General features: G+C 70.5%; 21 protein-coding genes. 5 read left to right on the top strand and 16 right to left on the bottom strand.

Features of this window, described 5'->3' with window-relative positions:
* Positions 1 to 58 precede the first annotated feature (58 nt).
* The 7 genes from OHV05_RS23295 to OHV05_RS23265 all read right to left on the bottom strand — a co-directional run bounded on the left by OHV05_RS23295 (position 59) and on the right by OHV05_RS23265 (position 7,820).
* Positions 59 to 499 carry a hypothetical protein gene (locus tag OHV05_RS23295; RefSeq protein WP_405019369.1) on the bottom strand — a complete coding sequence of 147 codons (441 nt, stop codon included), beginning with the start codon at positions 497 to 499 and terminating at the stop codon, positions 59 to 61.
* A gap of 156 nt (positions 500 to 655) precedes the next feature.
* Complete coding sequence (locus OHV05_RS23290) at positions 656 to 2,050, bottom strand: NAD(P)/FAD-dependent oxidoreductase (RefSeq protein WP_405019368.1); 1,395 nt, start codon at positions 2,048 to 2,050, stop codon at positions 656 to 658.
* 57 nt (positions 2,051 to 2,107) lie between these two features.
* A complete protein-coding gene (locus OHV05_RS23285; RefSeq protein ID WP_403041916.1) occupies positions 2,108 to 2,911 on the bottom strand; it encodes an ABC transporter permease in 804 nt (267 codons plus the stop codon).
* Positions 2,911 to 3,834: an ABC transporter permease gene (locus OHV05_RS23280; protein ID WP_405019367.1), complete on the bottom strand. Its 924-nt coding sequence runs from the start codon at positions 3,832 to 3,834 to the stop codon at positions 2,911 to 2,913. Before OHV05_RS23280 ends, OHV05_RS23285 begins: the two co-directional genes overlap by 1 nt.
* Positions 3,831 to 4,976 (bottom strand): ABC transporter ATP-binding protein, encoded by a 1,146-nt coding sequence (locus tag OHV05_RS23275; RefSeq protein WP_405019366.1) that lies wholly within the window; start codon positions 4,974 to 4,976, stop codon positions 3,831 to 3,833. Before OHV05_RS23275 ends, OHV05_RS23280 begins: the two co-directional genes overlap by 4 nt.
* Positions 4,977 to 5,013: 37 nt before the next feature.
* Positions 5,014 to 6,261, bottom strand: a complete 1,248-nt coding sequence (locus OHV05_RS23270; protein ID WP_405019365.1) for a spermidine/putrescine ABC transporter substrate-binding protein — start codon at positions 6,259 to 6,261, stop codon at positions 5,014 to 5,016.
* 44 nt (positions 6,262 to 6,305) lie between these two features.
* The gene (locus OHV05_RS23265; protein WP_405019364.1) at positions 6,306 to 7,820 is read right to left on the bottom strand and encodes a gamma-aminobutyraldehyde dehydrogenase; all 1,515 of its coding nucleotides are present in this window, start codon (positions 7,818 to 7,820) and stop codon (positions 6,306 to 6,308) included.
* A 307-nt stretch (positions 7,821 to 8,127) separates the two neighbouring features.
* Between OHV05_RS23265 and OHV05_RS23260 the strand changes: the two genes are divergently transcribed.
* Positions 8,128 to 9,804, top strand: a complete 1,677-nt coding sequence (locus OHV05_RS23260) for a PucR family transcriptional regulator (RefSeq protein WP_405019363.1) — start codon at positions 8,128 to 8,130, stop codon at positions 9,802 to 9,804.
* 99 nt (positions 9,805 to 9,903) lie between these two features.
* On the opposite strand, the gene OHV05_RS23255 is transcribed toward OHV05_RS23260, so the two are convergent.
* The 3 genes from OHV05_RS23255 to OHV05_RS23245 all read right to left on the bottom strand — a co-directional run bounded on the left by OHV05_RS23255 (position 9,904) and on the right by OHV05_RS23245 (position 14,051).
* A complete protein-coding gene (locus OHV05_RS23255; RefSeq protein ID WP_405019362.1) occupies positions 9,904 to 11,055 on the bottom strand; it encodes a spermidine/putrescine ABC transporter substrate-binding protein in 1,152 nt (383 codons plus the stop codon).
* 67 nt (positions 11,056 to 11,122) lie between these two features.
* Complete coding sequence (locus OHV05_RS23250; RefSeq protein ID WP_405019361.1) at positions 11,123 to 12,481, bottom strand: aspartate aminotransferase family protein; 1,359 nt, start codon at positions 12,479 to 12,481, stop codon at positions 11,123 to 11,125.
* A gap of 124 nt (positions 12,482 to 12,605) precedes the next feature.
* On the bottom strand, positions 12,606 to 14,051 hold the full coding sequence (locus OHV05_RS23245; protein ID WP_405019360.1) for a gamma-aminobutyraldehyde dehydrogenase: 1,446 nt from the start codon (positions 14,049 to 14,051) through the stop codon (positions 12,606 to 12,608).
* A gap of 265 nt (positions 14,052 to 14,316) precedes the next feature.
* On the opposite strand from OHV05_RS23245, the gene OHV05_RS23240 reads away from it, so the two are divergent.
* The 4 genes from OHV05_RS23240 to OHV05_RS23225 all read left to right on the top strand — a co-directional run bounded on the left by OHV05_RS23240 (position 14,317) and on the right by OHV05_RS23225 (position 18,273).
* The gene (locus OHV05_RS23240; protein WP_057232352.1) at positions 14,317 to 14,790 is read left to right on the top strand and encodes an Lrp/AsnC family transcriptional regulator; all 474 of its coding nucleotides are present in this window, start codon (positions 14,317 to 14,319) and stop codon (positions 14,788 to 14,790) included.
* A complete protein-coding gene (locus tag OHV05_RS23235) occupies positions 14,787 to 16,178 on the top strand; it encodes an aspartate aminotransferase family protein (protein WP_405019359.1) in 1,392 nt (463 codons plus the stop codon). The genes OHV05_RS23240 and OHV05_RS23235 overlap by 4 nt, the downstream gene beginning before the upstream one ends.
* A gap of 215 nt (positions 16,179 to 16,393) precedes the next feature.
* Positions 16,394 to 17,122 carry an ABC transporter ATP-binding protein gene (locus OHV05_RS23230; protein ID WP_405019358.1) on the top strand — a complete coding sequence of 243 codons (729 nt, stop codon included), beginning with the start codon at positions 16,394 to 16,396 and terminating at the stop codon, positions 17,120 to 17,122.
* Positions 17,123 to 17,124: 2 nt separating this feature from the next.
* Positions 17,125 to 18,273 carry a hypothetical protein gene (locus OHV05_RS23225; protein WP_405019357.1) on the top strand — a complete coding sequence of 383 codons (1,149 nt, stop codon included), beginning with the start codon at positions 17,125 to 17,127 and terminating at the stop codon, positions 18,271 to 18,273.
* A 55-nt stretch (positions 18,274 to 18,328) separates the two neighbouring features.
* Here OHV05_RS23225 and rlmN read toward each other — a convergent pair whose 3' ends face one another.
* The 6 genes from rlmN to rpsB all read right to left on the bottom strand — a co-directional run bounded on the left by rlmN (position 18,329) and on the right by rpsB (position 24,100).
* Positions 18,329 to 19,429, bottom strand: coding sequence for a 23S rRNA (adenine(2503)-C(2))-methyltransferase RlmN (gene rlmN, locus OHV05_RS23220; RefSeq protein ID WP_405019356.1), 1,101 nt, complete (start codon positions 19,427 to 19,429; stop codon positions 18,329 to 18,331).
* 94 nt (positions 19,430 to 19,523) lie between these two features.
* Positions 19,524 to 20,543, bottom strand: a complete 1,020-nt coding sequence (locus OHV05_RS23215) for a phosphatidate cytidylyltransferase (RefSeq protein WP_405019355.1) — start codon at positions 20,541 to 20,543, stop codon at positions 19,524 to 19,526.
* Complete coding sequence (frr, locus tag OHV05_RS23210) at positions 20,543 to 21,100, bottom strand: ribosome recycling factor (RefSeq protein ID WP_184913848.1); 558 nt, start codon at positions 21,098 to 21,100, stop codon at positions 20,543 to 20,545. Before frr ends, OHV05_RS23215 begins: the two co-directional genes overlap by 1 nt.
* Positions 21,101 to 21,185: 85 nt before the next feature.
* The gene (pyrH, locus tag OHV05_RS23205; RefSeq protein ID WP_403041950.1) at positions 21,186 to 21,941 is read right to left on the bottom strand and encodes a UMP kinase; all 756 of its coding nucleotides are present in this window, start codon (positions 21,939 to 21,941) and stop codon (positions 21,186 to 21,188) included.
* A 270-nt stretch (positions 21,942 to 22,211) separates the two neighbouring features.
* A complete protein-coding gene (gene tsf, locus OHV05_RS23200; RefSeq protein WP_403041951.1) occupies positions 22,212 to 23,051 on the bottom strand; it encodes a translation elongation factor Ts in 840 nt (279 codons plus the stop codon).
* Between the two features lie 131 nt (positions 23,052 to 23,182).
* Positions 23,183 to 24,100, bottom strand: a complete 918-nt coding sequence (gene rpsB / locus OHV05_RS23195; RefSeq protein WP_405019354.1) for a 30S ribosomal protein S2 — start codon at positions 24,098 to 24,100, stop codon at positions 23,183 to 23,185.
* Between the last annotated feature and the right edge of the window lie 103 nt (positions 24,101 to 24,203).

Genomic DNA, 24,203 nt, shown 5'->3' with positions numbered 1-24,203 from the left:
AGCAGGGACGTTTCTGCGCTGCCCCCGGCAGGACCACGCCGTCACATCGGCCATCCCGTCACATCAGCCGTCCCGCCACCTCGTGCAGCGCCAGTTCCAGCACCGCCGGATCGGTCAGCCGCCCCGAGCCGTCCGGGGCGGCCAGCCAACGCAGCCCCCGCCCGGCCCCGGCCGGGTGCGGCAGTGCCACCCAGGTGCCGGGGCCCGCGCTGCGCACTCCGGTGCCCACCCAGCGCGCGGCGGTGCCGACCGGGACCAGGAAGCCGAGCTGCCCGTCCGCGAAGTCCGCGTACACCGGCCCGGTCGGGGCCCGGCGGGCGAGCAGGTCGAAGGTCGGGTGCCCGAGCGGTCCGGGGACGAGTAACACGTCCCAGCGCCGGCCCGCCGGGAGCAGCATGACGCCCCGTCCGCTGGCCTCCCACTCCGCACGGCAGCCCTGCGGATCGGGCGCGGCGTCCGCCAGCCAGTCGACTCCTCGGCCGCCAGGGGTGCTCTCCATCGGTCCTCCTCCTCGGGTACCTGTCAGGAGGGAGAGGAGCGCGGCACCGCTCTCTTACACGTAAACACCGAGGCAAACGCGGAAAGGGTGGGGCGCCCCGTCGAAACGGGACGCCCCACCCTGGTGCCGCACGGCCGATCCGAGGGCCGGCCGGGGTCAGCTGTCGAAGCCGAGCCCCATCCGGTCCAGCGTGCGCAGCCACAGGTTGCGCTGCCCGCCGCGCCGGTCCGAGCGGTCCAGCGACCACTTGGTCATCTCGATCCCGGCCCAGCGCACCGGCTCGGGCGGGAACGGCAGCGGCTTGCTGCGCACCATCTCCAGCGTGGTCCGCTCGGTCCGCTCGCCCGCCAGCAGGTCGAGCATCACCTCGGCGCCGTACCGGGTGGCACCGACGCCCAGACCGGTGTAGCCGGCCGCGTAGGCGACCCGGCCCTTGTAGGCGGTGTCGAAGAACGCCGAGAACCGGGTGCAGGTGTCGATCGCGCCGCCCCAGGCGTTGGTGAACCGGACGCCCTCCAGCTGCGGGAAGGTCTGGAAGAACTGCCGGGCCAGGGTCCGGAAGGTCTCCGGACGCTGGTCGTGCTCCGCCTGCACCTTGCTGCCGAAGTGGTAGATGGTGTCGTAGCCGCCCCAGAGGATGCGGTTGTCGGCGGAGAGCCGGAAGTAGTGGAACTTGTTGGCGCTGTCGCTCAGCCCCTGCCGTCCGCTCCAGCCGATCGAGGCGAGCTGCTCGTCGGTGAGCGGCTCGGTCATCAGGGCGTAGTCGTACACCGGGACGATGTACGGCCGGACCCGCTTGACCAGCGAGGGGAAGACGTTGGTGCCGAGCGCGACCCGGCGGGCGAAGACCCGGCCGTACGGCGTGCGGACGGCCATCCCGCTGCCCTGCTCGGCGAGCGCCAGGCCCTTGGTGCGCTCGAAGATCCGGACGCCCTGGGCGAGGCAGGCGTCGCGCAGCCCCCAGGCGAGCTTGGCGGGGTGCACCATGGCCACCCCCTCCTTGTCCCAGATGCCGCCCAGGAAGGTGGGCGAGTCGACCTGCTCGCGCAGCTGGTCGGCGTCCAGGAAGGTGAGCTCGCCGCCGTACTCGGCGACCGCCTCGGCCACCTCGCGCAGTTCGGCCAGCTGGTGCGGCTGGGTGGCGATGTCGATCTCGCCGGTGCGCTCCCACTCGCAGTCGATGCCGTAGTGCTTGATCGCGGTCTCGATCGCGTTCAGGTTGGCCAGACCCTGGCGCTCCAGCTCGGCCAGCTCGCCGGGCCAGCGCTGGAGGCCGTTGCCGAAGCCGTGGGTGAGGCTCGCGGCACAGAATCCGCCGTTGCGCCCGGAGGCCGCCCAGCCGATCTCCTGACCCTCGATCAGGACCACGTCCAGCGACGGGTCCCGCTCCTTGGCGATCAGTGCGGTCCAGAGACCGGAGTAGCCGCCGCCGACCACCAGCAGGTCGCACCTGGTGTCACCCACCAGGGCGGGCAGGGCCTCCGGGCGCCCCGGGTCCTCCAGCCAGAAGGGGGTCGGTCGGGCATCACTGAGCGCACGGGCGGAGTCCATGCCTATCAGCTACTTTCTACGGATTGACGGTGTTTCGAGGGGATGTGCACCAGAATGTCAGGTGCTGGCCTTCCGACGGTTGCCGACCCACTGGCCGACCACCGTCAGCACCACGGCGGCGAGGAACATCGCGGTGCCGATCACGTTGACCTGCACCGGGATGCCGCGCTGCGAGGCGCCCCAGACGAACATCGGGAAGGTGACCGTGGTCGGTCCCGAGTTGAACTGGGTGATGATGAAGTCGTCGAAGGAGAGCGCGAAGCTGAGCAGCGCGCCGGCCGCGATGCCGGGGGCGGCGAGCGGCAGGGTCACCTTCAGGAAGGTCTGGACGGGGGTGGCGTAGAGGTCCTGGGCGGCCTGCTCCAGCCGCGGGTCCATGCTCATCACGCGGGCCTTGACCGCCGTCACCACGAAGCTCAGGCAGAACATGATGTGCGCGATCAGGATCGTGGTGAACCCGAACGGGATCCGCATGTTGAGGAACAGGGTGCCGAGCGAGGCGGCCATCACCACCTCGGGCATCGCCATCGGCAGGAAGATCAGGCCGGTCGCGCCGCCCCGGCCGCGGAACCGGTAGCGGGCCAGCGCGAAGGCGACCATGGTGCCGAGCACGGTGGCGCCGACGGTGGCCAGCACCGCGATCTGCAGGCTGAGCGAGAGCGAGCCGCACATGTCGGCGACGCCGCACGGGTCGGTCCAGGCGTCGGTGGAGAACTCGTTCCACTCGTAGTTGAACTTGCCGCTGGGCTTGTTGAACGAGAACGCCAGCACCACCAGGTTGGGCAGCACCAGGTAGGCCAGGGCGAGCACCCCGGCCAGCACCACCAGGTGGGACCGGACCCACTTCACGATTCGGCTCATCAGACCAGTTCCTCCGTCCCGGCCTTGCGCATGTAGACCGTCACCATGCCCAGGATCAGGGCCATCAGAATGAAGCTCAGCGCGGCGGCCGTCGGGTAGTCGAGCACGTTCAGGAACTGCTTCTGGATCGCGTTGCCGATCATCTGCTCGCTCGGCGAGCCGAGCAGCTGGGCGTTGATGTAGTCGCCCGAGGCCGGGATGAAGGTGAGCAGCGTGCCCGCCACCACACCGGGCAGCGAGATCGGGAAGGTGACCTTGCGGAAGGTGGTGAACGGCCGGGCGTACAGGTCACCCGCCGCCTCGTGCAGCCGGGGGTCGATCCGCTCCAGCGAGGTGTAGAGCGGCAGGATCATGAACGGCAGGAAGTTGTACGTCAGACCGCAGATCACCGCGAGCGGGGTGGCCAGCAGCCGCTGACCGGTGGTCAGGCCGATCGCGTCGGTGACGGTCAGCAGGTGCAGCGCGTTCAGCGTCTCCACCACCGGGCCGCCGTCCGACAGGATGGTCTTCCAGGCCAGCGTGCGGATCAGGAAGCTGGTGAAGAACGGCGCGATCACCAGGATCAGGATGACGTTCCGCCACCGCTTGCTCGCCTTGAACGCGATCGTGTAGGCCAGCGGGTAGCCGATCGCCAGGCAGAGCAGGGTGGCGATCGCGGAGAAGCCGAACGAGCGGACGAAGTGCCACTTGTACTCGCTCAGCGCGTCCCAGTAGGTCGAGAAGTGCCAGGTCAGCCGGAAGCCCTGCTCCAGCGAACCGGTCTGCAGCGAGGTGCTGGCCTGGTAGACCATCGGCACCACGAAGAAGACCACCAGCCAGGCGAGGCCGGGCAGCAGCAGCCAGTACGGCGTCAGCCTGCGGCGCGCGGGCCGCTCCTGGAGAGGTATCACCTGGGTCGGTGCGGCCTCGGTGGTCGCGGTCACGCGGCGGCCTCCCCGGTGCCGGCGTCGATCGCCTGCGCGGCGTCCAGGCCGAAGGAGTGCGCCGGGTTCCAGTGCAGGACGACCGGGGCGCCGGGGGTGAGCCGGGCGTCGCGGTCCATGTTCTGCTCGAAGACCGCGATCTCTTGGCCGGTCTCGGCGCGCACCACGTACTGGGTGGAGACGCCGATGAAGCTGGAGTCCACCACGGTGCCGGTGAGCCGGTTGCGGCCGTCGGCCACCTCGGCGTCGGCCTGCGCGATGGTGATCTTCTCCGGGCGGACGCCCAGGTAGACGCTGCTGGCCTCGGTGGCGCAGCGGGCCTTCGGCATCGCCAGCCGGACGCCGCCCGCGCTGAGCAGCAGCGAGCCGTCCGCGATGCCGGTGACCTCGGCCGGGATCAGGTTGGACTGGCCGAGGAAGTTGGCCACGAAGGTGCTGCCCGGGTTCTCGTACAGCTCCGCGGGCGCGCCGAGCTGCTCGACCCGGCCGCCGTTCATCACCGCGATGGTGTCGGCCATCGTCATGGCCTCCTCCTGGTCGTGGGTGACGTGCACGAAGGTGATGCCGACCTCGGTCTGGATCCGCTTGAGCTCAAGCTGCATCTGCCGGCGCAGCTTGAGGTCGAGGGCGCCGAGCGGCTCGTCGAGCAGCAGCACCTGCGGGTGGTTGATCAGCGCGCGGGCGACCGCGACCCGCTGCTGCTGGCCGCCGGAGAGCTGGTGCGGCTTGCGCCGGGCGTACGGGCCGAGCTCGACCAGTTCGAGCATCTCCTCGACCTGCTTCTTGACGTCCTTCTTCCCCCGGCGGCGCAGGCCGAAGGCGACGTTCTCGAAGATGTCCAGATGCGGGAAGAGCGCGTAGCTCTGGAAGACCGTGTTCACCGGCCGCTTGTACGGCGGCAGTGCGGTGACGTCCTGACCCCCGATCAGGACGGTGCCGCTGGTGGGCTCCTCCAGGCCGGCGATCATCCGCAGCGTGGTGGTCTTGCCGCACCCGGAGGCGCCGAGCAGGGCGAAGAAGGAGCCCTGGGGCACGGTCAGGTCGAGCGGGTGGACGGCGGTGAAGGCGCCATAGGTCTTGCCGATACCGGTGAGGCGTACGTCGCCACCGGCCGTCGCCGCCTCGCGCAGCTGCTCAGTCATGGTGTCTCTCTGTCGGGAAGGGGCCGAGTGGTGGGGGTCAGGCGCCGATCAACTTGGAGAACTTCTCCTCGAAGTCGCTCTCCTCGGCCTCGGTCAGGCTGCGGAAGACGTGGACCTGGGCGGCCATCTCCGGGGTCGGGAGCACCAGCGGGTTCTCCGCCACCTCGGGGGCCAGCTTGGCGAGTTCGTCCTTGATCCCGGCCACCGGGGAGACGTAGTTGATCCCTGCGGTGAGCTGGGCCGCGACGGACTGCCGGTAGTAGAAGTCGATCAGCAGCTCGGCGTTCTTCTTGTGCTTCGCCCGGGCCGGGACCAGCAGGTTGTCGGTGGAGGCGACATAGCCCTCGGCCGGGATGACGAACTCGATGTCGGGGTTGTCGGCCTTCAGCTGGATCAGGTCCCCGCCCCAGGCGATGCAGGCCGCGATGTCCCCGGAGGAGAGCTCCTGGCCGTAGTCGTTGCCGGTGAACTTGCGGATCTGCTTGTTGTCGACGGCCTTCTGCACCCGCTCGATCGCGGCGTCGTAGTCCGCGGCGGTGAACTTGGCCGGGTCCTTGCCGAGCGAGAGCAGCACCATGCCGATGGTGTCGCGCATCTCGGAGAGGAAGGTGACCCGGCCCTTCAGCTCGGGGTCGTCGAGCAGTTGGGCGACCGAGGTGACGGCCTTCCCCTGGGTGGCCTTCCGGTTGTAGGCCACCACCACCTGGATGCCGGACCAGGGGTAGGAGTACAGCCGGTTCGGGTCCCAGTCCGGAGCGCGGTAGCGGTTCTCCAGGTTGGTGATCGCATGGGTCAGGTTGGCCGGGTTGAGGCGCTGCGCCCAGCCGAGCCGGATCATCCGGCCGGCCATCCAGTCGGTCAGCACCATCAGGTCCCGGCCGGTCTCCTGACCCGCCGCCAGCTGCGGCTTGACCTTGCCGAAGAACTCGACGTTGTCGTTGATGTCCTCGGTGTACTTCACCTTGACACCGGTGGCCGCGGTGAACGCGTCCAGGGTCGGCCGCTTGGACTCGTCGGCCGGGTCCACGTCGATGTAGAGCGGCCAGTTGGAGAAGTCGACGACCTTGTCGCTGTCGGAGTCGTCCGGCCCGGCGGTCGCCTCACCGGTGCCGCTGCTCTTGGCCGGCGGGATCCCGCAGGCTGCCAGGGTGCCCGCACCGGCCACCAGGCCGGCGGCCCGTATCAGGGCCCGCCGGCTCATCGCGGCCCGGCCGTTCGTCAGGCTGCGCTCCCAGGCCTTGCGGACCGGGTCCGGCAGACCGTCGGCGATCTCGTTGAACTCCATGCGGGGACACCCTCCGGGGGAAGAGGTGAAGGAGCAGACGGGGGTTATCTGTCTCCGAAGACCGTGCGGTGCCAGTCCTTGCGGGCGACCGCGGTGGTGTCGAACATGACGTGCTTGAGCTGGGTGTACTCGTCCAGCGAGTACTGGGACATGTCCTTGCCGTAGCCGGAGGACTTGTAGCCGCCGTGCGGCATCTCGCTGATGATCGGGATGTGGTCGTTGACCCAGACGCAGCCGGCCTGGATCTCCCGGGTGGCGCGCAGCGAGCGGTGCACGTTCTGTGTCCAGGCGGAGGCGGCCAGACCGTAGGGGGTGTCGTTGGCCAGCCGCAGGCCCTCCTCGTCGGAGTCGAAGGGCAGCACGACCAGCACCGGGCCGAAGATCTCGCCCTGCACCACCTCGCTGTCCTGCGCGGCCCCGGTGATCAGGGTGGGACGGTAGAACGCGCCGGGGGCGAGGTCGGTGCCGTCGTGGCCGAGGCCCTGGGCCTGACCACCCGTCACCACGGTGGCGTACGAGCGGGCCCGCTCGACGAAGCCGGCCACCCGGTCCCGGTGGGTGTACGAGACCAGCGGGCCGAGGTCGGTCGCGGGGTTCAGCGGGTGGCCGATCCGGACCTGGCCGTACAGCTCGGCGACCCCCGCCACGAAGGCGTCGTACAGCGGGCGCTGCACGTAGGCGCGGGTGGCGGCGGTGCAGTCCTGGCCGCCGTTGATCAGCGAGGCGGCGACCGCACCGTGCACGGCGGCGTCCAGGTCGGCGTCGTCGAAGACCACGAACGGGGCCTTGCCGCCGAGTTCCAGGTGGGTGCGCTTGACGGTGGCGGTGGCCAGTTCGGCGACCCGCTTGCCGACCGGGGTGGAACCGGTGAAGGAGACCATCGCGACGTCCGGGTGCGAGACCAGGTGCTCGCCCGCGCCGCGACCGGCGCCGGTGACCACGTTGACCACGCCGTCCGGGATGCCCGCCGCGGAGCAGGCCCGGGCGAACATCAGCGAGGTGAGCGGGGTCAGCTCGGCCGGCTTGAGCACGATGGTGTTGCCCGCCGCGATGGCCGGCAGGATCTTCCAGGCGGCCATCTGCAGCGGGTAGTTCCACGGCGAGATCGAGCCGACCACGCCGATCGCCTCGCGGCGGACGTACGAGGTGTGGTCGCCGGAGTACTCCCCCGCGGCCTTGCCCTCCAGGTTGCGGGCCGCCCCGGCGAAGAACGAGGTGTTGTCGACCGTGCCGGGCACGTCGAACTCGGTGGAGAGCTTGATCGGCTTGCCGGTCTGCGCGGTCTCCACCCGGGCGAAGTCCTCGGCGTGCTCCGCCAGTACCGCGGCCAGCTTGAGCAGTGCCTCCGCGCGGGCCCCGGGGGTGGCCGAGGACCAGGCGGGCAGCGCGGCCTTCGCGGCGGCCACGGCGGTGTCCACGTCGCCGGTCGAGGCGAGCGTGACGTGCTGGACGACGCTGCCGTCGGCCGGGTTGACGACCTGGAAGGGCTCCGTTCCGGTGCCCTCGGTCAGCCGGCCCGCGATGTACTGCGCGCCTGCGCTGAAGTCGGTCAGGTCCATCAGGTTCCTCCAGGGTGCCCGGTGAGTCGGCCAGGGATCCTCGGGGTCCGGCGATCCTGACACCCGAGGGTTGCCTCTACAAGGGATTCCGCGGTTGCGTTCTCGTTACGCGACGGATTTCGGGGGCAACACCGTATTCATCCCACGACCCGGGGTCCGGGTCGGTACTGCCGACCCGCTGACGATGCCCCCTCACTCGTCAGGGTGACAAGGGCCACTCCGACAGCCTCGCCCACAAGGGCCTTACAGGGTGGAAAGGCAACAGGTCGTCTGGCCGATGCATGATTCACCTGACACCCTGCTGCCCATGGAAGGTCCTCCCGTGCTCCCCACCGTCGCCCGCGTGCTCGACCTCGACGTGATGCGGCGCGGCCTGCCCGAGGTGGTGGCCGGTGCCCAGCACCTGGAGCGCCCGGTCCGCTGGGTGCACGTCAGCGAGCTCCCCGACGTGGCGGGCATGCTGCAGGGCGGCGAGCTGGTGCTCACCACCGGGATCGCCCTGCCCGAGGACCGCGAGGGGCTGGCCAGGTACGTCCGCGAGCTGGCCGAGATCGGCGCCGCCGGGCTGGTGGTCGAGTTCGGCCGCCGCTACTTCGACAGCCTGCCGCGCGCCCTGGTGCACGCCGCCGAGCAGCGCGGCCTGCCGCTGATCGCGCTCCGCCGCGAGCTGCGCTTCGTCGCCGTCACCGAGGCCGTGCACGCGCTGGTGGTGAACGCCCAGCTGGAGCAGCTGCGGATCTCCGAGGCCGTCCACCAGGTCTTCAACGAACTCGCCGTCGAGGGGGCCGAACCGGCCGAGGTGGTCCGGCAGGTGGCCCGGATGGCCGGCGCCCCGGTGGTGCTGGAGAACCTCGCCCACCAGGTGCTCGCGCACGAGACGGCCGGCCGCCGGGAGACCGACCTGCTGGAGGGCTGGGAACGCCGCTCGCGCGGGGTCCGCCCGCCCGGCCGGACGGGCTACGACCCGCGCAGCGGCTGGCTGGTCACCGCGGTCGGCGCCCGCGGCCAGGACTGGGGCCGGCTGATCCTGGTCGACGACCCCCGCCCGCTGCCGGACGGCGTCCCGCACCCGCACGCCATGCTGCTGGAGCGCGGCGCCGCCACCCTCGCCCTGAACCGGCTGGTGGTCCGCGACCGCGAGTCGCTGGAGCGGCAGACCCACCGCACCCTGCTCTCGGGCATCCTCACCCACGCCCTGACGGTCAGTGAGGTCGCGCTGCGGGCCGCCGCCCTGGGCGTCCCGCTGGACAGCCGCCGCCTGGTCGGCGTGGTCCTCCGCCAGCGCCGGGGCCCGATCCCGGCCGCCCTGGAGGCGCAGGCCCGGCTGCGCGACTTCACCGAACTGGCCGCCTCCGCGATCCGCGGCTGCCGGCTCTCCGCCCTGGTCGGTGCCCTGGACGACGAGGGCGTCGGCGTCCTGATCGCGCTCGGCTCGCAGCAGGACGAGCACTCCGCACTCGAAGGCTTCGCCGCGGCGCTGCGCAAGCTGGTCGCGGACGGGGCCCGGGACGGCGTCACCGGGCATCCGGTCTTCGAGCCGGTGATCGCGGTCGGCTCCTCGGTCGGCTCGGTCCGCGACGCCCGCCGCACCCTGCTGGAGGCCACCCAGGTCGCCGACGCCGCCCTGCACGACTCCCCCGGCGGCCGGGCCGCCTCCTACTACCGCCTGCCCGACGTCCGGCTGCGCGGCCTGCTCCACCTGCTCCGCGACGACGCCCGCCTGCAGACCTACGTCGAACGCGAGCTGGGTCCGCTGCTGGCCCACGACGCCGAGCACGGCGGCCAGTTGGTGCAGCTGCTGCGGGTCTACCTCGAACAGGGCCGCAACAAGTCGGCCGCCGCCGACGCCGCCCACCTGTCCCGCCCGTCCTTCTACGACCGCCTCCACAAGGTCGAACGCATCCTCGCGGTCGACCTCGACCAGGTCGAGTCCTGCCTCTCCCTGCACGTCGCCCTGCTGGCGCTGGACGCCGTACGTCGCTGATCGGGAAGCTGCACCATCCAGGGGCTCGGGGAACGGCGACGGTTCGTGGCTGGTGGGCATCACTGCGAAAGTGCCTGACCACCTACGCTCTGCAAAAGGTCAGACCCCCGCGACGTTGCCCCAGATCCGGTGGAAGTCCGGCCGCTCCGTCGCGGTGACGTCCCGCATGGTGTGCAGCCGCGCCCGCATCTCGTCCGTCGGGAACATCAACGGCTCCTCCGCCAGCGCGGCGGTCTCCGGGTCCTCGCTGTTCGCCAGGATCTCGCGCGCCGCCGGCACCGGGCAGATGTACTGCACCGCCGCCGCCAGCTCGGCGGCCACCTCGGGCCGGTAGTAGTAGTCGATCAGCAGCTCGGCGTTGGTCTTGTGGGCGGCCCGGTTCGGCACCATCAGGCTCTCCGCCCACAGCTCGCCGCCCTCCTCGGGCACCACGAACTCGATGTCCGGGTTCTCCGCCTTGAGCTGGATCGCGTCGCCGGAGTACGCCTGGCAGGCGATCGCCGCGCCCGAGGCCAGGTCGCTGGTGTAGTCGTTGCCGGTGAACCGCCGGACGTGCCGGGTGTCCACCAGCTTCTGCACCTGGGCCATCGCCTTGTGCGCGTCGTCCGCGGTGAACTTCGAGACGTCCGCGCCCTGGGCCAGCATCAGCAGCCCGAGCGCCTCGTCCATCCCGGCGAACAGGGTGACCCGCCCCTTGAGGTCGGGCGCCCACAGGTCGGCCGTCGAGCGCAGCTCCCGCCCGAGCGCCTTCCGGTCGTACGCGATGCCGGTGATCCCGGACTGCCACGGCACGCTGTGCCGACGCCCGGGGTCGAAGGCCGGCGAGGCCAGCTGCGGGTCGAGGTACTTGGCGACGTTCGGCAGGTTCGCGGGGTCGAACTGCTGCACCCAGCCGAGCGCCACGTACCGGCCGGCCATCCAGTCGCTGACCACCATCAGGTCGCGCCCGGGGTCGCCGCCCTGGGCCAGCACCGGGCTGATCTTCCCGAAGAACTCGTCGTTGTCGTTGATGTCCTCGGTGTACGCGACCTCGACCCCGGCGTCCTGGGCGAAGGCGTCCAGGGTCGGCCGCCCGCCCTTGTCGTCGGTGTCGATGTACTGCGTCCAGTTGGAGAAGGTCAGCGCCCTGTCGCGCTCCGAGCGGTCGGTGGCGGCCCGCCGCTCCTCCGGCACGTAGGCGGCGGGGATCCCGCAGGCGGAGAGGCCGAGCAGGCTCGCGGCGCCGAACAGGGCGCGACGGGTGAAGGTCATGGTGACTGGTCTCCGAACAGGGGGCGGCCCCGGACCGCATGAGCCCGGGGCCGCGACGGACGGTACGTCAGCTGGTGTGCGCGTCGGTGAGGGTGAGCACCTCGTCGAGGATCGCCAGGCCGGTCTTGGCCTCCTCCTCGGTGACCGTGCACGGCGGGACCACGTGGAAGCGGTTCATGTTGACGAACGGCCAGAGCCCGCGCTGCTTGCAGGCGGCGGCCAGCTCGGCCATCGGCGCGTTGGCGGCACCGGCGGCGTTGTACGGGACCAGCGGCTCCCGGGTCTGCCGGTTCTTCACCAGGTCGAGCGCCCAGAACACGCCGAGCCCGCGCACCTCGCCGATCGAGGGGTGCCGCTCGGCCAGCGCGCGCAGGCCGGGGCCGATCACGGTGTCGCCGATGTGCTTGGCGTTCTCCACGATGCCCTCCTCGGCCATCGCGTTGATGGTGGCCACCGCCGAGGCGCAGGCCAGCGGGTGGCCCGAGTAGGTGAGCCCGCCGGGGAACGGCCGCTCCGCGAAGGTGGCCGCGATCTCGGCCGAGATCGCCACGCCGCCGAGCGGCACGTAGCCGGAGTTGACGCCCTTGGCGAAGGTCAGCAGGTCGGGGACGACGCCCCAGTGGTCGGCGGCGAACCACTCACCGGTCCGGCCGAAGCCCGCCATCACCTCGTCCAGGATGAAGACGATGCCGTACCGGTCGCAGATCTCCCGCACCCCGGCCAGGTAACCGGCCGGCGGGATCAGGATGCCGGCCGTGCCGACCACGGTCTCCAGGATGATCGCGGCCACCGTGCCGGGGCCCTCGAACGCGAGCACCTGCTCCAGGTGCTCCAGCGCGCGCTCGCACTCCTGCGCCTCGTTCTCGGCGTGGAAGTTGGAGCGGTAGGCGTACGGGCCCCAGAAGTGCACGATGCCGGAGACGCCGGTCTCGTTGGCCCAGCGACGGGGGTCACCGGTCAGCGCGATCGCGTTGGCGGTGGCGCCGTGGTAGGAGCGATAAGTCGACATGACCTTCTGCCGGCCGGTGTGCAGCCGGGCCATCCGGATGGCGTTCTCGTTCGCCTCGGCGCCGCCGTTGGTGAAGAAGATCTTGTCGAGGTCCCCCGGCGTGCGCTCGGCGATCAGCCGGGCCGCCTCGCTGCGCGACTCCTGGGCGAAGCCCGGGGCGATGGTGCAGAGCTTGGCGGCCTGCTCCTGGATCGCGGCGACCACCTTGGGGTGCTGGTGACCGATGTTGGTGTTCACCAGCTGCGAGGAGAAGTCGAGGTAGCGGTTGCCGTCGTAGTCCCAGAAGTACGAACCCTCGGCACCGGCCACCGCGAGGGGGTCGATCAGTGCCTGGGCGGACCACGAGTGGAAGACGTGCGCGCGGTCGGCGGCCTTGACAGCCTGCCCGGCGGCCGAGTCAGCAGTGGGGGTGCTCATGCCGGTAAGCGTAGGGAACCACCCGCCGCAGGTGCAGTTGCATCCTGTCAGCCGGTCCGCGTCTCACCCGACAGCCTGACAAGCAGGAGGGGCGCACCCGGCCGGGTGCGCCCCTCCTGTGCGACTAGAGCGCCGTCATGACGTGCTTCACCCGGGTGTAGTCCTCGAAGCCGTACGAGGAGAGGTCCTTGCCGTAGCCGGACTTCTTGAAGCCACCGTGCGGCATCTCGGCGACCAGCGGGATGTGGGTGTTGATCCAGACGCAGCCGAAGTCCAGCCGGCGCGACATCCGCATCGCCCGCGCGTGGTCCTTGGTCCACACCGAGGAGGCGAGCGCGAACTCGACGCCGTTCGCGTAGTTCACCGCCTGCTCCTCGTCGGTGAACTTCTGCACGGTGATGACCGGGCCGAAGACCTCGTTCTGGATGATCTCGTCGTCCTGGTTCAGGCCGGAGACCACGGTCGGGGCGTAGAAGTAGCCGACCTCGCCGACCCGGTGGCCACCGGCCTCGACCTTGGCGTGCGCGGGCAGGCGCTCGATGAAGCCGGCCACCTGCTTGAGCTGGTTGGCGTTGTTCAGCGGGCCGTAGAGCACGTCCTCGTCGTCCACCCCGCCGGTCTTGGTGTCGGCGGCGGCCTTGGCCAGCGCGGTCACGAAGTCGTCGTGGATGGACTCGTGCACCAGCACCCGGGTGGCGGCGGTGCAGTCCTGGCCGGCGTTGAAGAAGCCCGCCACCGAGATGCCCTCGACCGCCTCGGCGATGTCGGCGTCCTCGAAGACCACGACCGGCGCCTTGCCGCCGAGCTCCAGGTGCACCCGCTTGACGTCCTTGGACGCCGACTCGGCGACCTGGATGCCCGCGCGCACCGAGCCGGTGATCGAGGCCATCGCCGGGGTGGAGTGCTCGACCATCAGGCGGCCGGTCTCCCGGTCACCGCAGATCACGTTGAAGATGCCGGCCGGGAGCTCCAGGTCCTTCAGCACACCGCCGATGATCTCGGCCAGCAGCACGGTGGAGGCCGGGGTGGTGTCGGAGGGCTTGAGCACGACGGCGTTGCCCGCCGCGATGGCCGGGGCGAACTTCCACACGGCCATCATCATCGGGTAGTTCCACGGCGCGACCTGGGCGCAGACGCCGACCGGCTCGCGGCGGACGATCGAGGTCATGCCGTCCATGTACTCGCCCGCGGCCTTGCCCTCCAGCAGGCGGGCGGCACCGGCGAAGAAGCGGAGCTGGTCCACCATCGGACCGATCTCCTCGGACAGCGTCAGCGACCGGGGCTTGCCGGTGTTGCGACACTCGGTGTCCACGATCTCGTCGGCCCGTACCTCGACCGCGTCCGCGATCTTGAGCAGCAGCTTCTGCCGAACAGACGGCGTGGAGTCACGCCAGAGGGGGAACGCCGCGGCGGCCGAGGCCATCGCCGCGTCCACATCGGCCGTACCGGACAGCGGCGACGTCGCGTACACCTCGCCGGTGGTCGGGTCGATCACGTCCAGCGTGCGGCCGTCCGCCGCATCGACGAACTCACCGTTGACGTAGTTGCGCAGCGTACGAAGCTCGCTCACGGGTCTCTCCTCGGTCGGGGCCTGCGACGTTGCAGGAACCGGCGCCAGGGTACTCCGGCGCCGAGTGGCCGGGCTGCGGGAGCCGCGGTCCACTGATGGGGCGTGCACGCCTCCGCGTGTACCTGACCAGCCTAACCGGTTGCCTTCGCTTCTCGGCAGTACTCCCGGACAAGTGCCACGTAATCCGCATGCAATTTTCGAAATGACGACGAAATCAGCAGCGGACGCGGTTGCGTACGACGAAACGATCAGGCACAGTGGCGACGTGGCCAACCGCGACCGGAACGCGAGCGTTCCCCTCGATGCCGCCTCCAAGGCGATCATCGAGCAGCTCCAGGAGGACGGGCGTCGCCCGTACGCCGCCATCGGCAAGGCCGTCGGCCTGTCCGAGGCGGCGGTACGTCAGCGGGTCCAGAAGCTGCTCGACCAAGGCGTGATGCAGATCGTCGCCGTCACCGATCCCCTCACCGTCGGCTTCACCCGGCAGGCGATGGTGGGGATCAACGTGGAGGGCGACATCGAACCCGTCGCCGACGCGCTGGCCGCCCTCGACGAGGTCGACTACGTGGTCTGCACCGCAGGCTCGTTCGACCTGCTGGCCGAACTGGTCTGCGAGGACGACGAGCACCTGCTCGAACTGATCAACAAGCGCATCCGCGCGCTTCCCGGCGTGCGGAGCACCGAGAGTTTCGTTTACCTGAAGCTCCGGAAACAGACCTACACCTGGGGCACCAGATGACTGCCGACCCGGCGCAGAAGGACCTTTCCAAGACCGCCTACGACCACCTGTGGATGCACTTCACCCGCATGTCGTCGTACGAGAACTCCCCCGTGCCGACGATCGTCAAGGGCAAGGGCACCTACGTCTGGGACGACAAGGGCAAGAAGTACCTGGACGGCCTGGCCGGCCTGTTCGTCGTGCAGGCCGGTCACGGCCGCGAGGAGCTCGCCGAGGCCGCCGCCAAGCAGGCCAAGGAGCTCGCGTTCTTCCCGGTGTGGAGCTACGCGCACCCGAAGGCGATCGAGCTGGCCGAGCGGCTGGCGAACTACGCCCCGGGCGACCTGAACAAGGTCTTCTTCTCCACCGGTGGCGGCGAGGCGGTCGAGACCGCCTGGAAGCTGGCGAAGCAGTACTTCAAGCTGACCGGCAAGCCGACCAAGCACAAGGTCATCTCGCGCGCCGTCGCCTACCACGGCACCCCGCAGGGCGCCCTCTCCATCACCGGCCTGCCGGGCCTGAAGGCCCCGTTCGAGCCGCTGGTGCCGGGCACCCACAAGGCGCCGAACACCAACATCTACCGCGCCCCCGCCTTCCTGGAGCGCGACGGCAAGATCGACCCCGAGGCGTACGGCCGCTGGGCCGCCGACGAGATCGAGGTGGCGATCCTCAACGAGGGCGCCGACACCGTCGCCGCCGTCTTCGTCGAGCCGGTGCAGAACGCCGGTGGCTGCTTCCCGCCGCCGCCCGGGTACTTCCAGCGCCTGCGCGAGATCTGCGACCGGCACGACGTGCTGCTCGTCTCGGACGAGGTCATCTGCGCCTTCGGCCGGCTGGGCACCATGTTCGGCGCCGACAAGTTCGGCTACCAGCCCGACATGATCACCTGCGCCAAGGGCATGACCTCGGGCTACAGCCCGATCGGCGCCACGATCATCTCGGACCGCCTGGCCGAGCCGTTCTACAAGGGTGACAACACCTTCCTGCACGGCTACACCTTCGGCGGCCACCCGGTCTCCTCCGCAGTGGCGCTGGCCAACCTCGACATCTTCGAGCGCGAGGGCCTGAACCAGCACGTCCTGGACAACGAGGCGAACTTCCTCGCCACCCTGGACAAGCTGCGCGACCTCCCGATCGTCGGCGACGTGCGCGGCAACGGGTTCTTCTACGGCATCGAGCTCGTGAAGGACAAGGTCACCAAGGAGTCGTTCAACGACGACGAGGTCGAGCGCGTGCTCTACGGCTTCCTGTCGAAGGCGCTCTACGACAACGGCCTGTACTGCCGCGCCGACGACCGTGGCGACCCGGTCATCCAGCTGGCCCCGCCGCTGATCTCCGACCAGTCGACCTTCGACGAGATCGAGCAGATCCTGCGGGTCAGTCTCACCGACGCGTGGGCCAAGATCTGATTTCGACTTTCCGTCCCACCCTCCGCCGAAGGCGGCCCCGCTCCCCGGGGCCGCCTTCGGGCGTTCCCGGCGGTACCGGAGGGGTTTTCTTGCCGCCAACACGCCGGATTCGCCAGCATTTGAACCTGATTGGGTCAGTGTGCCGCATCCTCGACCCGCCCCGGTCGTTCTAATCTGACGACTGTCATATCCCCGTCGGCACCAGGATGGACCTCATGTCAGCGGCCCCGCCCGACAACGACGTGCTGTGGGCCCGAGGGATCGTCAAGTCCCACCACGGCACCCCCGCCCTGCGCGGGATCTCGATCGGCGTCCGGGAGGGCGAGGTCCTCGCCGTCACCGGTCCCCGCGGCTCCGGCAAGAGCACCCTGCTCGGCTGCCTCTCCGCGCTGCTCCCGGTGGACGAGGGCGAGGTCTGGTTCAACAGCGCCCCCGTGCACACCCTGAGCCGGACCGGACGGGAGCGGCTGCGCCGGGACCGCTTCGGCTTCGTAGGCTCCGAGCCGCACCTGGTCCCGGAACTGACGGCCCGGGAGAACGTGGCCCTGCCCCTGCTGCTCTCCGGCGCCGGCCACAAGGCCGCGTACACCGCCGCCGCCGAGTGGCTGGAGCGCCTCGACGTGGCTGACCAGGCCAAATGCCGCCCCGCCGAGCTGATCCAGAGTCAGCGCCAGCGGATCGCGGTCGCCCGCGCGCTCGCCCCGCTGCCCGCGGTGGTGTTCGCCGACGACCCGACCGCTCCGCTGCACCGCGAGGCCAAGGACCAGGTGCTGCGGATACTGGCCAGCGCCGCCCGCTCGCACCAGCTCACCCTGGTGCTCGCCACCCACGACCCGGAACTGGCCAAGTACGCGGACCGCACCGTCGCCCTGCTGGACGGGCGACTGACCGGCCCGGTCACCCCCGTACCGCGCGGCGCCGCCGCCCTCACCGCGGGGCGCTGACCGTGCTGTACTTCCGCCTGGCCCGCGGCTACCGGCCCGCCGACCTCGGCCGCTGGCTGCTCACCGCGACCGCGGCTGCCCTGGTCGCCGCCCTGCTGCTGCGCGCGCTCGGCCGCGCCCTCGGCGAACCGACCGTCGACTCGCTGCCCCGGCTGCTCTGGTGCCTGCCACCGCTGGCGGCGGTCGGCTGGTTCGCCGCCGTCGCGGCCCGCGCCGTTCCCGCCGCCCGCCCCGAACGAATCAACGGCCTGACCGCCGCCGGGGCCGGCCCGGTCCGGATCCGGCTGCTGATCGCCGGGGAGATCGCGCTGGCCTGCACCCTCGGCAGCGCCCTCGCCCTGGTGCTCTTCCTGGTCCTGCGCAACGACATCGCCGACCCGGCACTGGCGGCCGACCTCGGCATGGGCAGTCCGCTGCCCGCCGCCGCCCCCGTCACCCTGCTGGCGCTCGTCCCGCTGGTGGCCGGGGTCTCGGCCGGCTGCGCCGTGCCGCTCGCCGACCCGCTGCCGACCGGCCGCGAGCAGACCGGCCCGACCGGCTTCGGCCCGCTCCGGCTCGCCCTGCCCGCCGGCCTGCTGCTGACCGGCCTCGCCCTGGAGCTGTACGGCCTGCGGCCGGGCGGCTCGGTGGACGGCCGCCCGGTCGGCCTGCCCGGCGGCCTCGGCGACACCGGCGTGGCGGCCCTGGCCGGCTGGAGCCTCGCCGCGCTCGGCCTCGCCCTGCTCACCGCCCCGCTGCTGGCGCTGGCGGGCCGGCTGCTCGCACTCGGCCGGCCCGCCCCGCTCCGGCTGCTGGCCGGCCGCGGCCTGACCGCCGAGGCCCGGCGGATCGGCACCCCGCTGGCCGTCCTCGGACTGGCCGGGGCCGCCGTGCTGGCCGCCTTCCGGTACTGGATCGGACGCCCCGGCAGCTCCGAGACGCTGACCGGCCTCGAGGGCCTGCTGGTGGTCGGCTGCGCCCTGGCCGCCCTGGTGGCCCGCGCCGCCGAGGTGCGCAGCGCCCGACGGGACGTCAGCGCCGCGCTGCTCCGGCTGGGCGCCGCCCCCGGGCTGCTGATCGGCGCGGCCGCCCTGCGGGCGCTCACGGCCGGCACGGTGTTGCTGCTCACCGGCGGGCTGACCGCGGTGCTCGCGGCGGGCGCGCTCGGCTGACGGTATGACAGTGGGGCCCGGACGATGTCCGGGCCCCCACTGTCATACCGTCAGATCACCCTGCTGCGGCCAGCTGGCCGCAGGCACCGTCGATCTCCTGGCCCCGGGTGTCCCGGACCGTGGTCGGCACCCCGTGCGACTGCAGCCGCCGGACGAACTCCCGCTCGTCCTCGGGGCGGGAGGCGGTCCACTTCGAGCCCGGCGTCGGGTTCAGCGGGATCAGGTTGACGTGCACCCGGTGGTTCTTGATCAACCGGCCGAGCAGGTCGGCCCGCCACGCCTGGTCGTTGATGTCCTTGATCAGCGCGTACTCGATGGAGATCCGCCGGCCGGACTGCTCCGCGTAGTTCCACGCGGCCTCCAGCACCTCGGCGACCTTCCACCGGGTGTTCACCGGCACCAGCTCGTCGCGGAGCTCGTCGTCCGGGGCGTGCAGGGAGAGCGCCAGACGGCAGGACAGGCCCTCGTCCGCGAGCCGGTTCATCGCCGGGACCAGGCCGACGGTGGAGACCGTGATGCCGCGCTGGGAGAGGCCGAAGCCGTCCGGCGCGGGGTCGGTCAGGCGGCGGATCGAGGCCAGCACCCGGTTGTAGTTGGCCAGCGGCTCGCCCATGCCCATGAAGACCACGTTGGACAGCCGGGCCTCGCCGCCGGGGATCTCGCCGGCCTTCAGCGAGCGCATCCCGGCCGCGATCTGCTCGACGATCTCGGCGGTGGAGAGGTTCCGGGTCAGCCCGGCCTGACCGGTGGCGCAGAACGGGCAGTTCATCCCGCAGCCGGCCTGCGAGCTGATGCACATGGTGACCCGGTCCGGGTAGCGCATCAGCACCGACTCGACCAGCGTGCCGTCGAACAGCTTCCACAGCGTCTTGCGGGTGGTGTCGTCGTCGCAGGAGACGTGCCGGACCACCGACATCAGCTCGGGCAGCAGCGCGTCCGTCAGCTTCTCCCGGCTCGCCGCGGGGATGTCCGTCCACTCACCCGGGTCGTTCGAGAGCCGCCCGAAGTAGTGGTTCGACAGCTGCTTGGCGCGGAACGGCTGCTCGCCCAGCTCGGCGACGGCCGCCTTGCGGTCGGCGGGGGCGAGGTCGGCAAGGTGTCGCGGGGGCTTGGCGCCACGCGGCGCGACAAAGGTCAGTTCTCCGGGCTTAGGCATGGTTCAACAAGTGTCGCAGATCGACAAAGCCCCGGATGCCGTGGCATCCGGGGCTCCGGGGCTCCGGGACCGACCGGGTGGCAGCTGCCGGCCGTCAGCTGCCGACGAAGGCGGCCAGCAGCAGCCAGACCACCGGGGCGGTCGGCAGCAGCGAGTCGAGCCGGTCCATGATGCCGCCGTGACCGGGCAGCAGCGTCCCCATGTCCTTGATGCCCAGGTCGCGCTTGATCATCGACTCGGCCAGGTCGCCCAGCGTCGCGGTGACCGCCGCGCAGCCGCCGAGGATCAGGCCCTGCCACCAGGTGCCGTCGTCGATCACGTACTGCATCAGCAGCGCGCCCGCGATCATCGACAGCCCGATGCCGCCGGCCAGACCCTCCCGGGTCTTGCCAGGGCTGATGGTCGGGGCCAGCTTGTTCTTCCCGAACTTGTAGCCGACCGCGTAGGCCCCGGTGTCACTGCAGATGGTGACGATCAGGAACAGCAGGATCCGCCGCGGGCCGTCGTCGGCCGCCAGCATCATCACCACGAAGGTGGCCAGGAACGGCACGTAGAACGCGGTGAAGATGCCTGCCGTTATGTCGCGCAGGTAGTTCTCCGGCGGCTCGCTCATCCGCCAGATCATCACCGCGAGACCGGTCAGCGCCAGCGCCGCGGCCGCCCACTGCGGGCCGGCCCAGTAGCCCGCGCCCAGCATCGCCAGGCTGCCCGCCAGCAGCGGGACCAGCGGCGTGCTGATCTCCTTGCGCTCGGCCAGCCGGCTGGTCAGCTCCCACACGCCGACCAGGACCGCGGCGGCCACCACGAAGAGGAAGAGCACCTTGACCACGAACAACGAGGCGACGATCACCGCGCCGAGACCGAGCCCCACCCCTATCGCGGCCTGCAGATTGCGGCCACCGCGCTGCTTGCGGGGCTGCTGGTCGGGCTGGGCCACGGCTGTCTCCTGCCCTGGGGCGGACGTCGGTGTCGGGTGGTGCGGCATGACAGGAGTCTGTGCCGAGGGGCCGGGTCGGTACACCGGCAGCTGCTGCGAGTGACCCGTTTGGGGTCCAAGGTCACCCGCAGCAGAGGAGTCGGGCGCCGGGGACCGGCGCCCGGAAGCGTCGTGCATCAGACCTCGAGCAGCTCGGCTTCCTTGTGCTTCAGCAGCTCGTCGATCTGCGCCACGTACTTCGCCGTGGTGTCGTCGAGCTCCTTCTCGGCACGACGGCCGTCGTCCTCGCCGATCTCGCTGTCCTTGACCAGCTTGTCGATCGCGTCCTTGGCCTTGCGGCGGATCGCCCGGATCGAGATCTTGGCGTCCTCGCCCTTGCCGCGGGCCTGCTTGATGTACTCGCGGCGGCGCTCCTCGGTGAGGACCGGCAGCACCACGCGGATGATCGAGCCGTCGTTGGACGGGTTGACGCCCAGGTCGGAGTCGCGGATCGCGGTCTCGATGGTCTTCAGCGCGGTCTTGTCGAACGGCGAGACCACCGCCATCCGGGGCTCCGGCACCGAGAACGAGGCGAGCTGGTTGATCGGCGTCAGCGCACCGTAGTAGTCCGCGAAGATCTTGGCGAACATGGCCGGGTGCGCCCGGCCGGTGCGGATCGCCGCGAAGTCGTCCTTGGCGACCGCGACGGCCTTCTCCATCTTCTCCTCGGCCTCGAGGAGGATCTCGTCGGTCACTGTCTGCTCCCTGTCCCGTTCATCTGCTGTGGTCCCGGCCGGCGCATTGCCCCGGTCGGCTGATTGCTGCTCAGGTGACGACTGCTCAGGCCCGGGCGGAGTCCTGGCTGATGAGTGTGCCGATCTTCTCACTGTTCACCGCGCGGGCGATATTGCCCTCCGCCAGCAGCTCGAAGACCAGCATCGGCAGGTCGTTGTCCTTGCACAGCGTGATCGCGGTCAGGTCGGCCACCTTGAGGTCGCGCGCGATGACCTCGTTGTAGTCGAGGGAGTCGAACTTGACCGCCTCGGGGTTGGTGCGCGGGTCCGAGTCGTACACCCCGTCGACGCCGTTCTTGCCCATCAGCAGCACCTCGGCGTGGATCTCCAGGGCGCGCTGCACGGCGGTGGTGTCGGTGGAGAAGTAGGGCATGCCCATACCGGCGCCGAAGATGACCACGCGGCCCTTCTCCAGGTGCCGGACGGCCCGCAGCGGCAGGTACGGCTCGGCGACCTGGCCCATCGTGATGGCGGTCTGGACCCGGGTCTCGATGCCTTCCTTGATCAGGAAGTCCTGCAGCGCCAGGCAGTTCATCACGGTGCCGAGCATGCCCATGTAGTCGGAACGGGCCCGGTCCATGCCGCGGACCTGCAGCTCGGCGCCGCGGAAGAAGTTGCCGCCGCCGATGACCACGGCCACCTCGGTACCGCCGCGGACCACCGTGGCGATCTCCCGGGCGATCTTGTGCACGACGTCCGGGTCGACGCCGAGGCCGCCACCGCCGGCGAACGCCTCACCGGACAGCTTGAGCAGAACCCGCCGACGGTTGCTCTCCTGCACGGTCTCCTGCGTCTCCGTCATGGACTTCTCCTTCTCCACCTACTGGTTCACAGGCGGGGCCTCCGGCGGGCACTGCCGGGCCCCTGACCTGCGCGTACACGCAAGGAGGCCACTGCCGCGGGAACCGGTACGGTGTCCTGCACGGCAATGGCCTCCTCGTCGTTCATGGTGCCGACGTGGCCCGCCCGTTGACTTCCTGGCGCTGGTCGAGCCCGATCGGCGCGTTCCTGGCTGCCCTGATGAGCGGCCGGGCGCTTCCTACCTTAGGCGGGAAGCACGGTGGAACGTGGGTCAGGCGCCGACGCGGAAGCGGGCGAAACGCTTGAGCGCGACGCCGTTCTCCTCGAGCACCTTGGCGACGGACTTCTTGTTGTCCTTCGCGAAGGCCTGCTCCAGGACGGAGTTCTCCTTGACGAAGCCGGTGACGCGACCCTCGACGATCTTCGGCAGGGCAGCCTCGGGCTTACCCTCCTCGCGCGCGGTGGCCTCGGCGACGCGACGCTCGTTCTCGATGTCCTCGGCCGGGATGTCCTCGCGGGACAGGTACTTCGGCGCGAAGGCGGCGATGTGCTGCGCGACGTCCTTGGCGACCTCGGCGTTCTCCTTGTCGAGCTCGACGAGGACACCGATGGTCGGCGGGAGGTCCGGGTCCGACTTGTGCATGTAGACGCCGACGTAGCCGTCACCGTCGAACTGCGCGAAGCGGCGGAACACGATCTTCTCGCCCAGGGTGGCGTTGGCCTCGTCCACGAACTGCTGGACGGTCTGGCCGGCGGCGATCTCGGAGGCCAGCGCGGCCTCCAGGTCGGCCGGGGAGGTGGCGGCCACGTGGGCGGCGATCGCGTTGGCGACCTCGACGAACTTGCCGCCCTTGGCGACGAAGTCGGTCTCGCAGTTCAGCTCGACCAGGACGCCGGACTTGGCACCCTCGGCGATGAGCGCGGCGACGGCGCCGTTGGAGGCGTCACGGCCCTCGCGCTTGGCAACGCCCTTCTGGCCCTTGATACGAAGCAGCTCGACGGCCTTCTGGACGTCGCCCTCGGCCTCGTCCAGCGCCTTCTTGCAGTCCATCATGCCGGCGCCGGTGAGCTCACGGAGCTTCTTGACGTCCGCGGCGGAGATGTTCGCCATGGTGTGAATCTCTTCTCGCGTCTCGCGTGTCTGCGTGGGGAGGTGCCTGGCGGGCTGGGTTCAGCCCCCGGCACGGGAGAGAGGGGCACTTACCGGTGTCGTACCGGCGAGTGCCCCTCACCCTTGGTACGTCAGGCCTGCTCGGCCTCGACGGCCGGAACCTCGGCCTCGGCGGCGGGGGCCTCGACCTCGGCGGCCGGGGCCTCGACGGTCTCGGCAGCAGCCTCGGTGGCCTCGGCGGCGGCGGGGGCCTCGACGGTCTCGTCGGCCTTCGGCTCACCCTCGAGGATGTCCTTCTCCCAGTCGGCCAGCGGCTGGTCGGCGCCCGGCTCGGCCTTGACGTCACCCTTGGCGACACCGGCACGGGCCTTGAGGCCCTCGGCGACGGCGTCGGCGATGACGCGGGTCAGCAGCGTGACGGAGCGGATCGCGTCGTCGTTGCCGGGGATCTTGTAGTCGACCTCGTCGGGGTCGCAGTTGGTGTCCAGGATCGCGACGACCGGGATGTGAAGCTTGCGGGCCTCACCAACCGCGATGTGCTCCTTCTTGGTGTCGACGATCCAGACGGCGCTGGGAACGCGCTGCATGTCACGGATACCGCCGAGGGTCTTCTCGAGCTTGGTGTGCTCGCGCTCGAGGACCAGGAGCTCCTTCTTGGTGAGACCGGAACCGGCCACATCCGTGAAGTCGATCTCGCCGAGCTCCTTCATCCGCTGAAGGCGCTTGTAGACGGTCTGGAAGTTGGTCAGCATGCCGCCGAGCCAGCGCTGGTTCACGTAGGGCATGCCCACGCGGGTGGCCTGCTCGGCGATGGCCTCCTGGGCCTGCTTCTTGGTGCCGACGAAGAGGACGCTGCCGCCGTGGGCAACCGTCTCCTTGACGAACTCGAAGGCGCGGTCGATGTAGTTCAGCGACTGCAGGAGGTCGATGATGTAGATGCCGTTGCGCTCCGTGAAGATGAAACGCTTCATCTTCGGGTTCCAACGACGGGTCTGGTGACCGAAGTGGACGCCGCTCTCCAGCAGCTCCCGCATCGTGACGACGGCCATGGCCGTGCTCCTCGGTGTTCTGCCCGGCGCGCCTGGTCCTCACGGACCCGGGGTGCCAGGTGTTCTCGGTTGTTCCGTGCCGGTCGGGCGACCGCCACGCCTG

It is taken from the genome of Kitasatospora sp. NBC_00070, from assembly GCF_045041205.1.
In the GTDB taxonomy this organism is placed as follows: domain Bacteria; phylum Actinomycetota; class Actinomycetes; order Streptomycetales; family Streptomycetaceae; genus Kitasatospora.
This window is presented reverse-complemented; position numbering and strand designations above follow the sequence as displayed.

Coding starts and splice junctions, on each gene's coding strand:
- OHV05_RS23295 (WP_405019369.1), bottom strand. CDS start 499: ATGGAGAGCACCCCTGGCGGCCGAGGAGTCGACTGGCTGGCGGACGCC.
- OHV05_RS23290 (WP_405019368.1), bottom strand. CDS start 2,050: ATGGACTCCGCCCGTGCGCTCAGTGATGCCCGACCGACCCCCTTCTGG.
- OHV05_RS23285 (WP_403041916.1), bottom strand. CDS start 2,911: ATGAGCCGAATCGTGAAGTGGGTCCGGTCCCACCTGGTGGTGCTGGCC.
- OHV05_RS23275 (WP_405019366.1), bottom strand. CDS start 4,976: ATGACTGAGCAGCTGCGCGAGGCGGCGACGGCCGGTGGCGACGTACGC.
- OHV05_RS23270 (WP_405019365.1), bottom strand. CDS start 6,261: ATGGAGTTCAACGAGATCGCCGACGGTCTGCCGGACCCGGTCCGCAAG.
- OHV05_RS23265 (WP_405019364.1), bottom strand. CDS start 7,820: ATGGACCTGACCGACTTCAGCGCAGGCGCGCAGTACATCGCGGGCCGG.
- OHV05_RS23260 (WP_405019363.1), top strand. CDS start 8,128: ATGGAAGGTCCTCCCGTGCTCCCCACCGTCGCCCGCGTGCTCGACCTC.
- OHV05_RS23255 (WP_405019362.1), bottom strand. CDS start 11,055: ATGACCTTCACCCGTCGCGCCCTGTTCGGCGCCGCGAGCCTGCTCGGC.
- OHV05_RS23250 (WP_405019361.1), bottom strand. CDS start 12,481: ATGAGCACCCCCACTGCTGACTCGGCCGCCGGGCAGGCTGTCAAGGCC.
- OHV05_RS23235 (WP_405019359.1), top strand. CDS start 14,787: ATGACTGCCGACCCGGCGCAGAAGGACCTTTCCAAGACCGCCTACGAC.
- OHV05_RS23230 (WP_405019358.1), top strand. CDS start 16,394: ATGTCAGCGGCCCCGCCCGACAACGACGTGCTGTGGGCCCGAGGGATC.
- rlmN (WP_405019356.1), bottom strand. CDS start 19,429: ATGCCTAAGCCCGGAGAACTGACCTTTGTCGCGCCGCGTGGCGCCAAG.
- OHV05_RS23215 (WP_405019355.1), bottom strand. CDS start 20,543: ATGCACGACGCTTCCGGGCGCCGGTCCCCGGCGCCCGACTCCTCTGCT.
- pyrH (WP_403041950.1), bottom strand. CDS start 21,941: ATGACGGAGACGCAGGAGACCGTGCAGGAGAGCAACCGTCGGCGGGTT.
- tsf (WP_403041951.1), bottom strand. CDS start 23,051: ATGGCGAACATCTCCGCCGCGGACGTCAAGAAGCTCCGTGAGCTCACC.
- rpsB (WP_405019354.1), bottom strand. CDS start 24,100: ATGGCCGTCGTCACGATGCGGGAGCTGCTGGAGAGCGGCGTCCACTTC.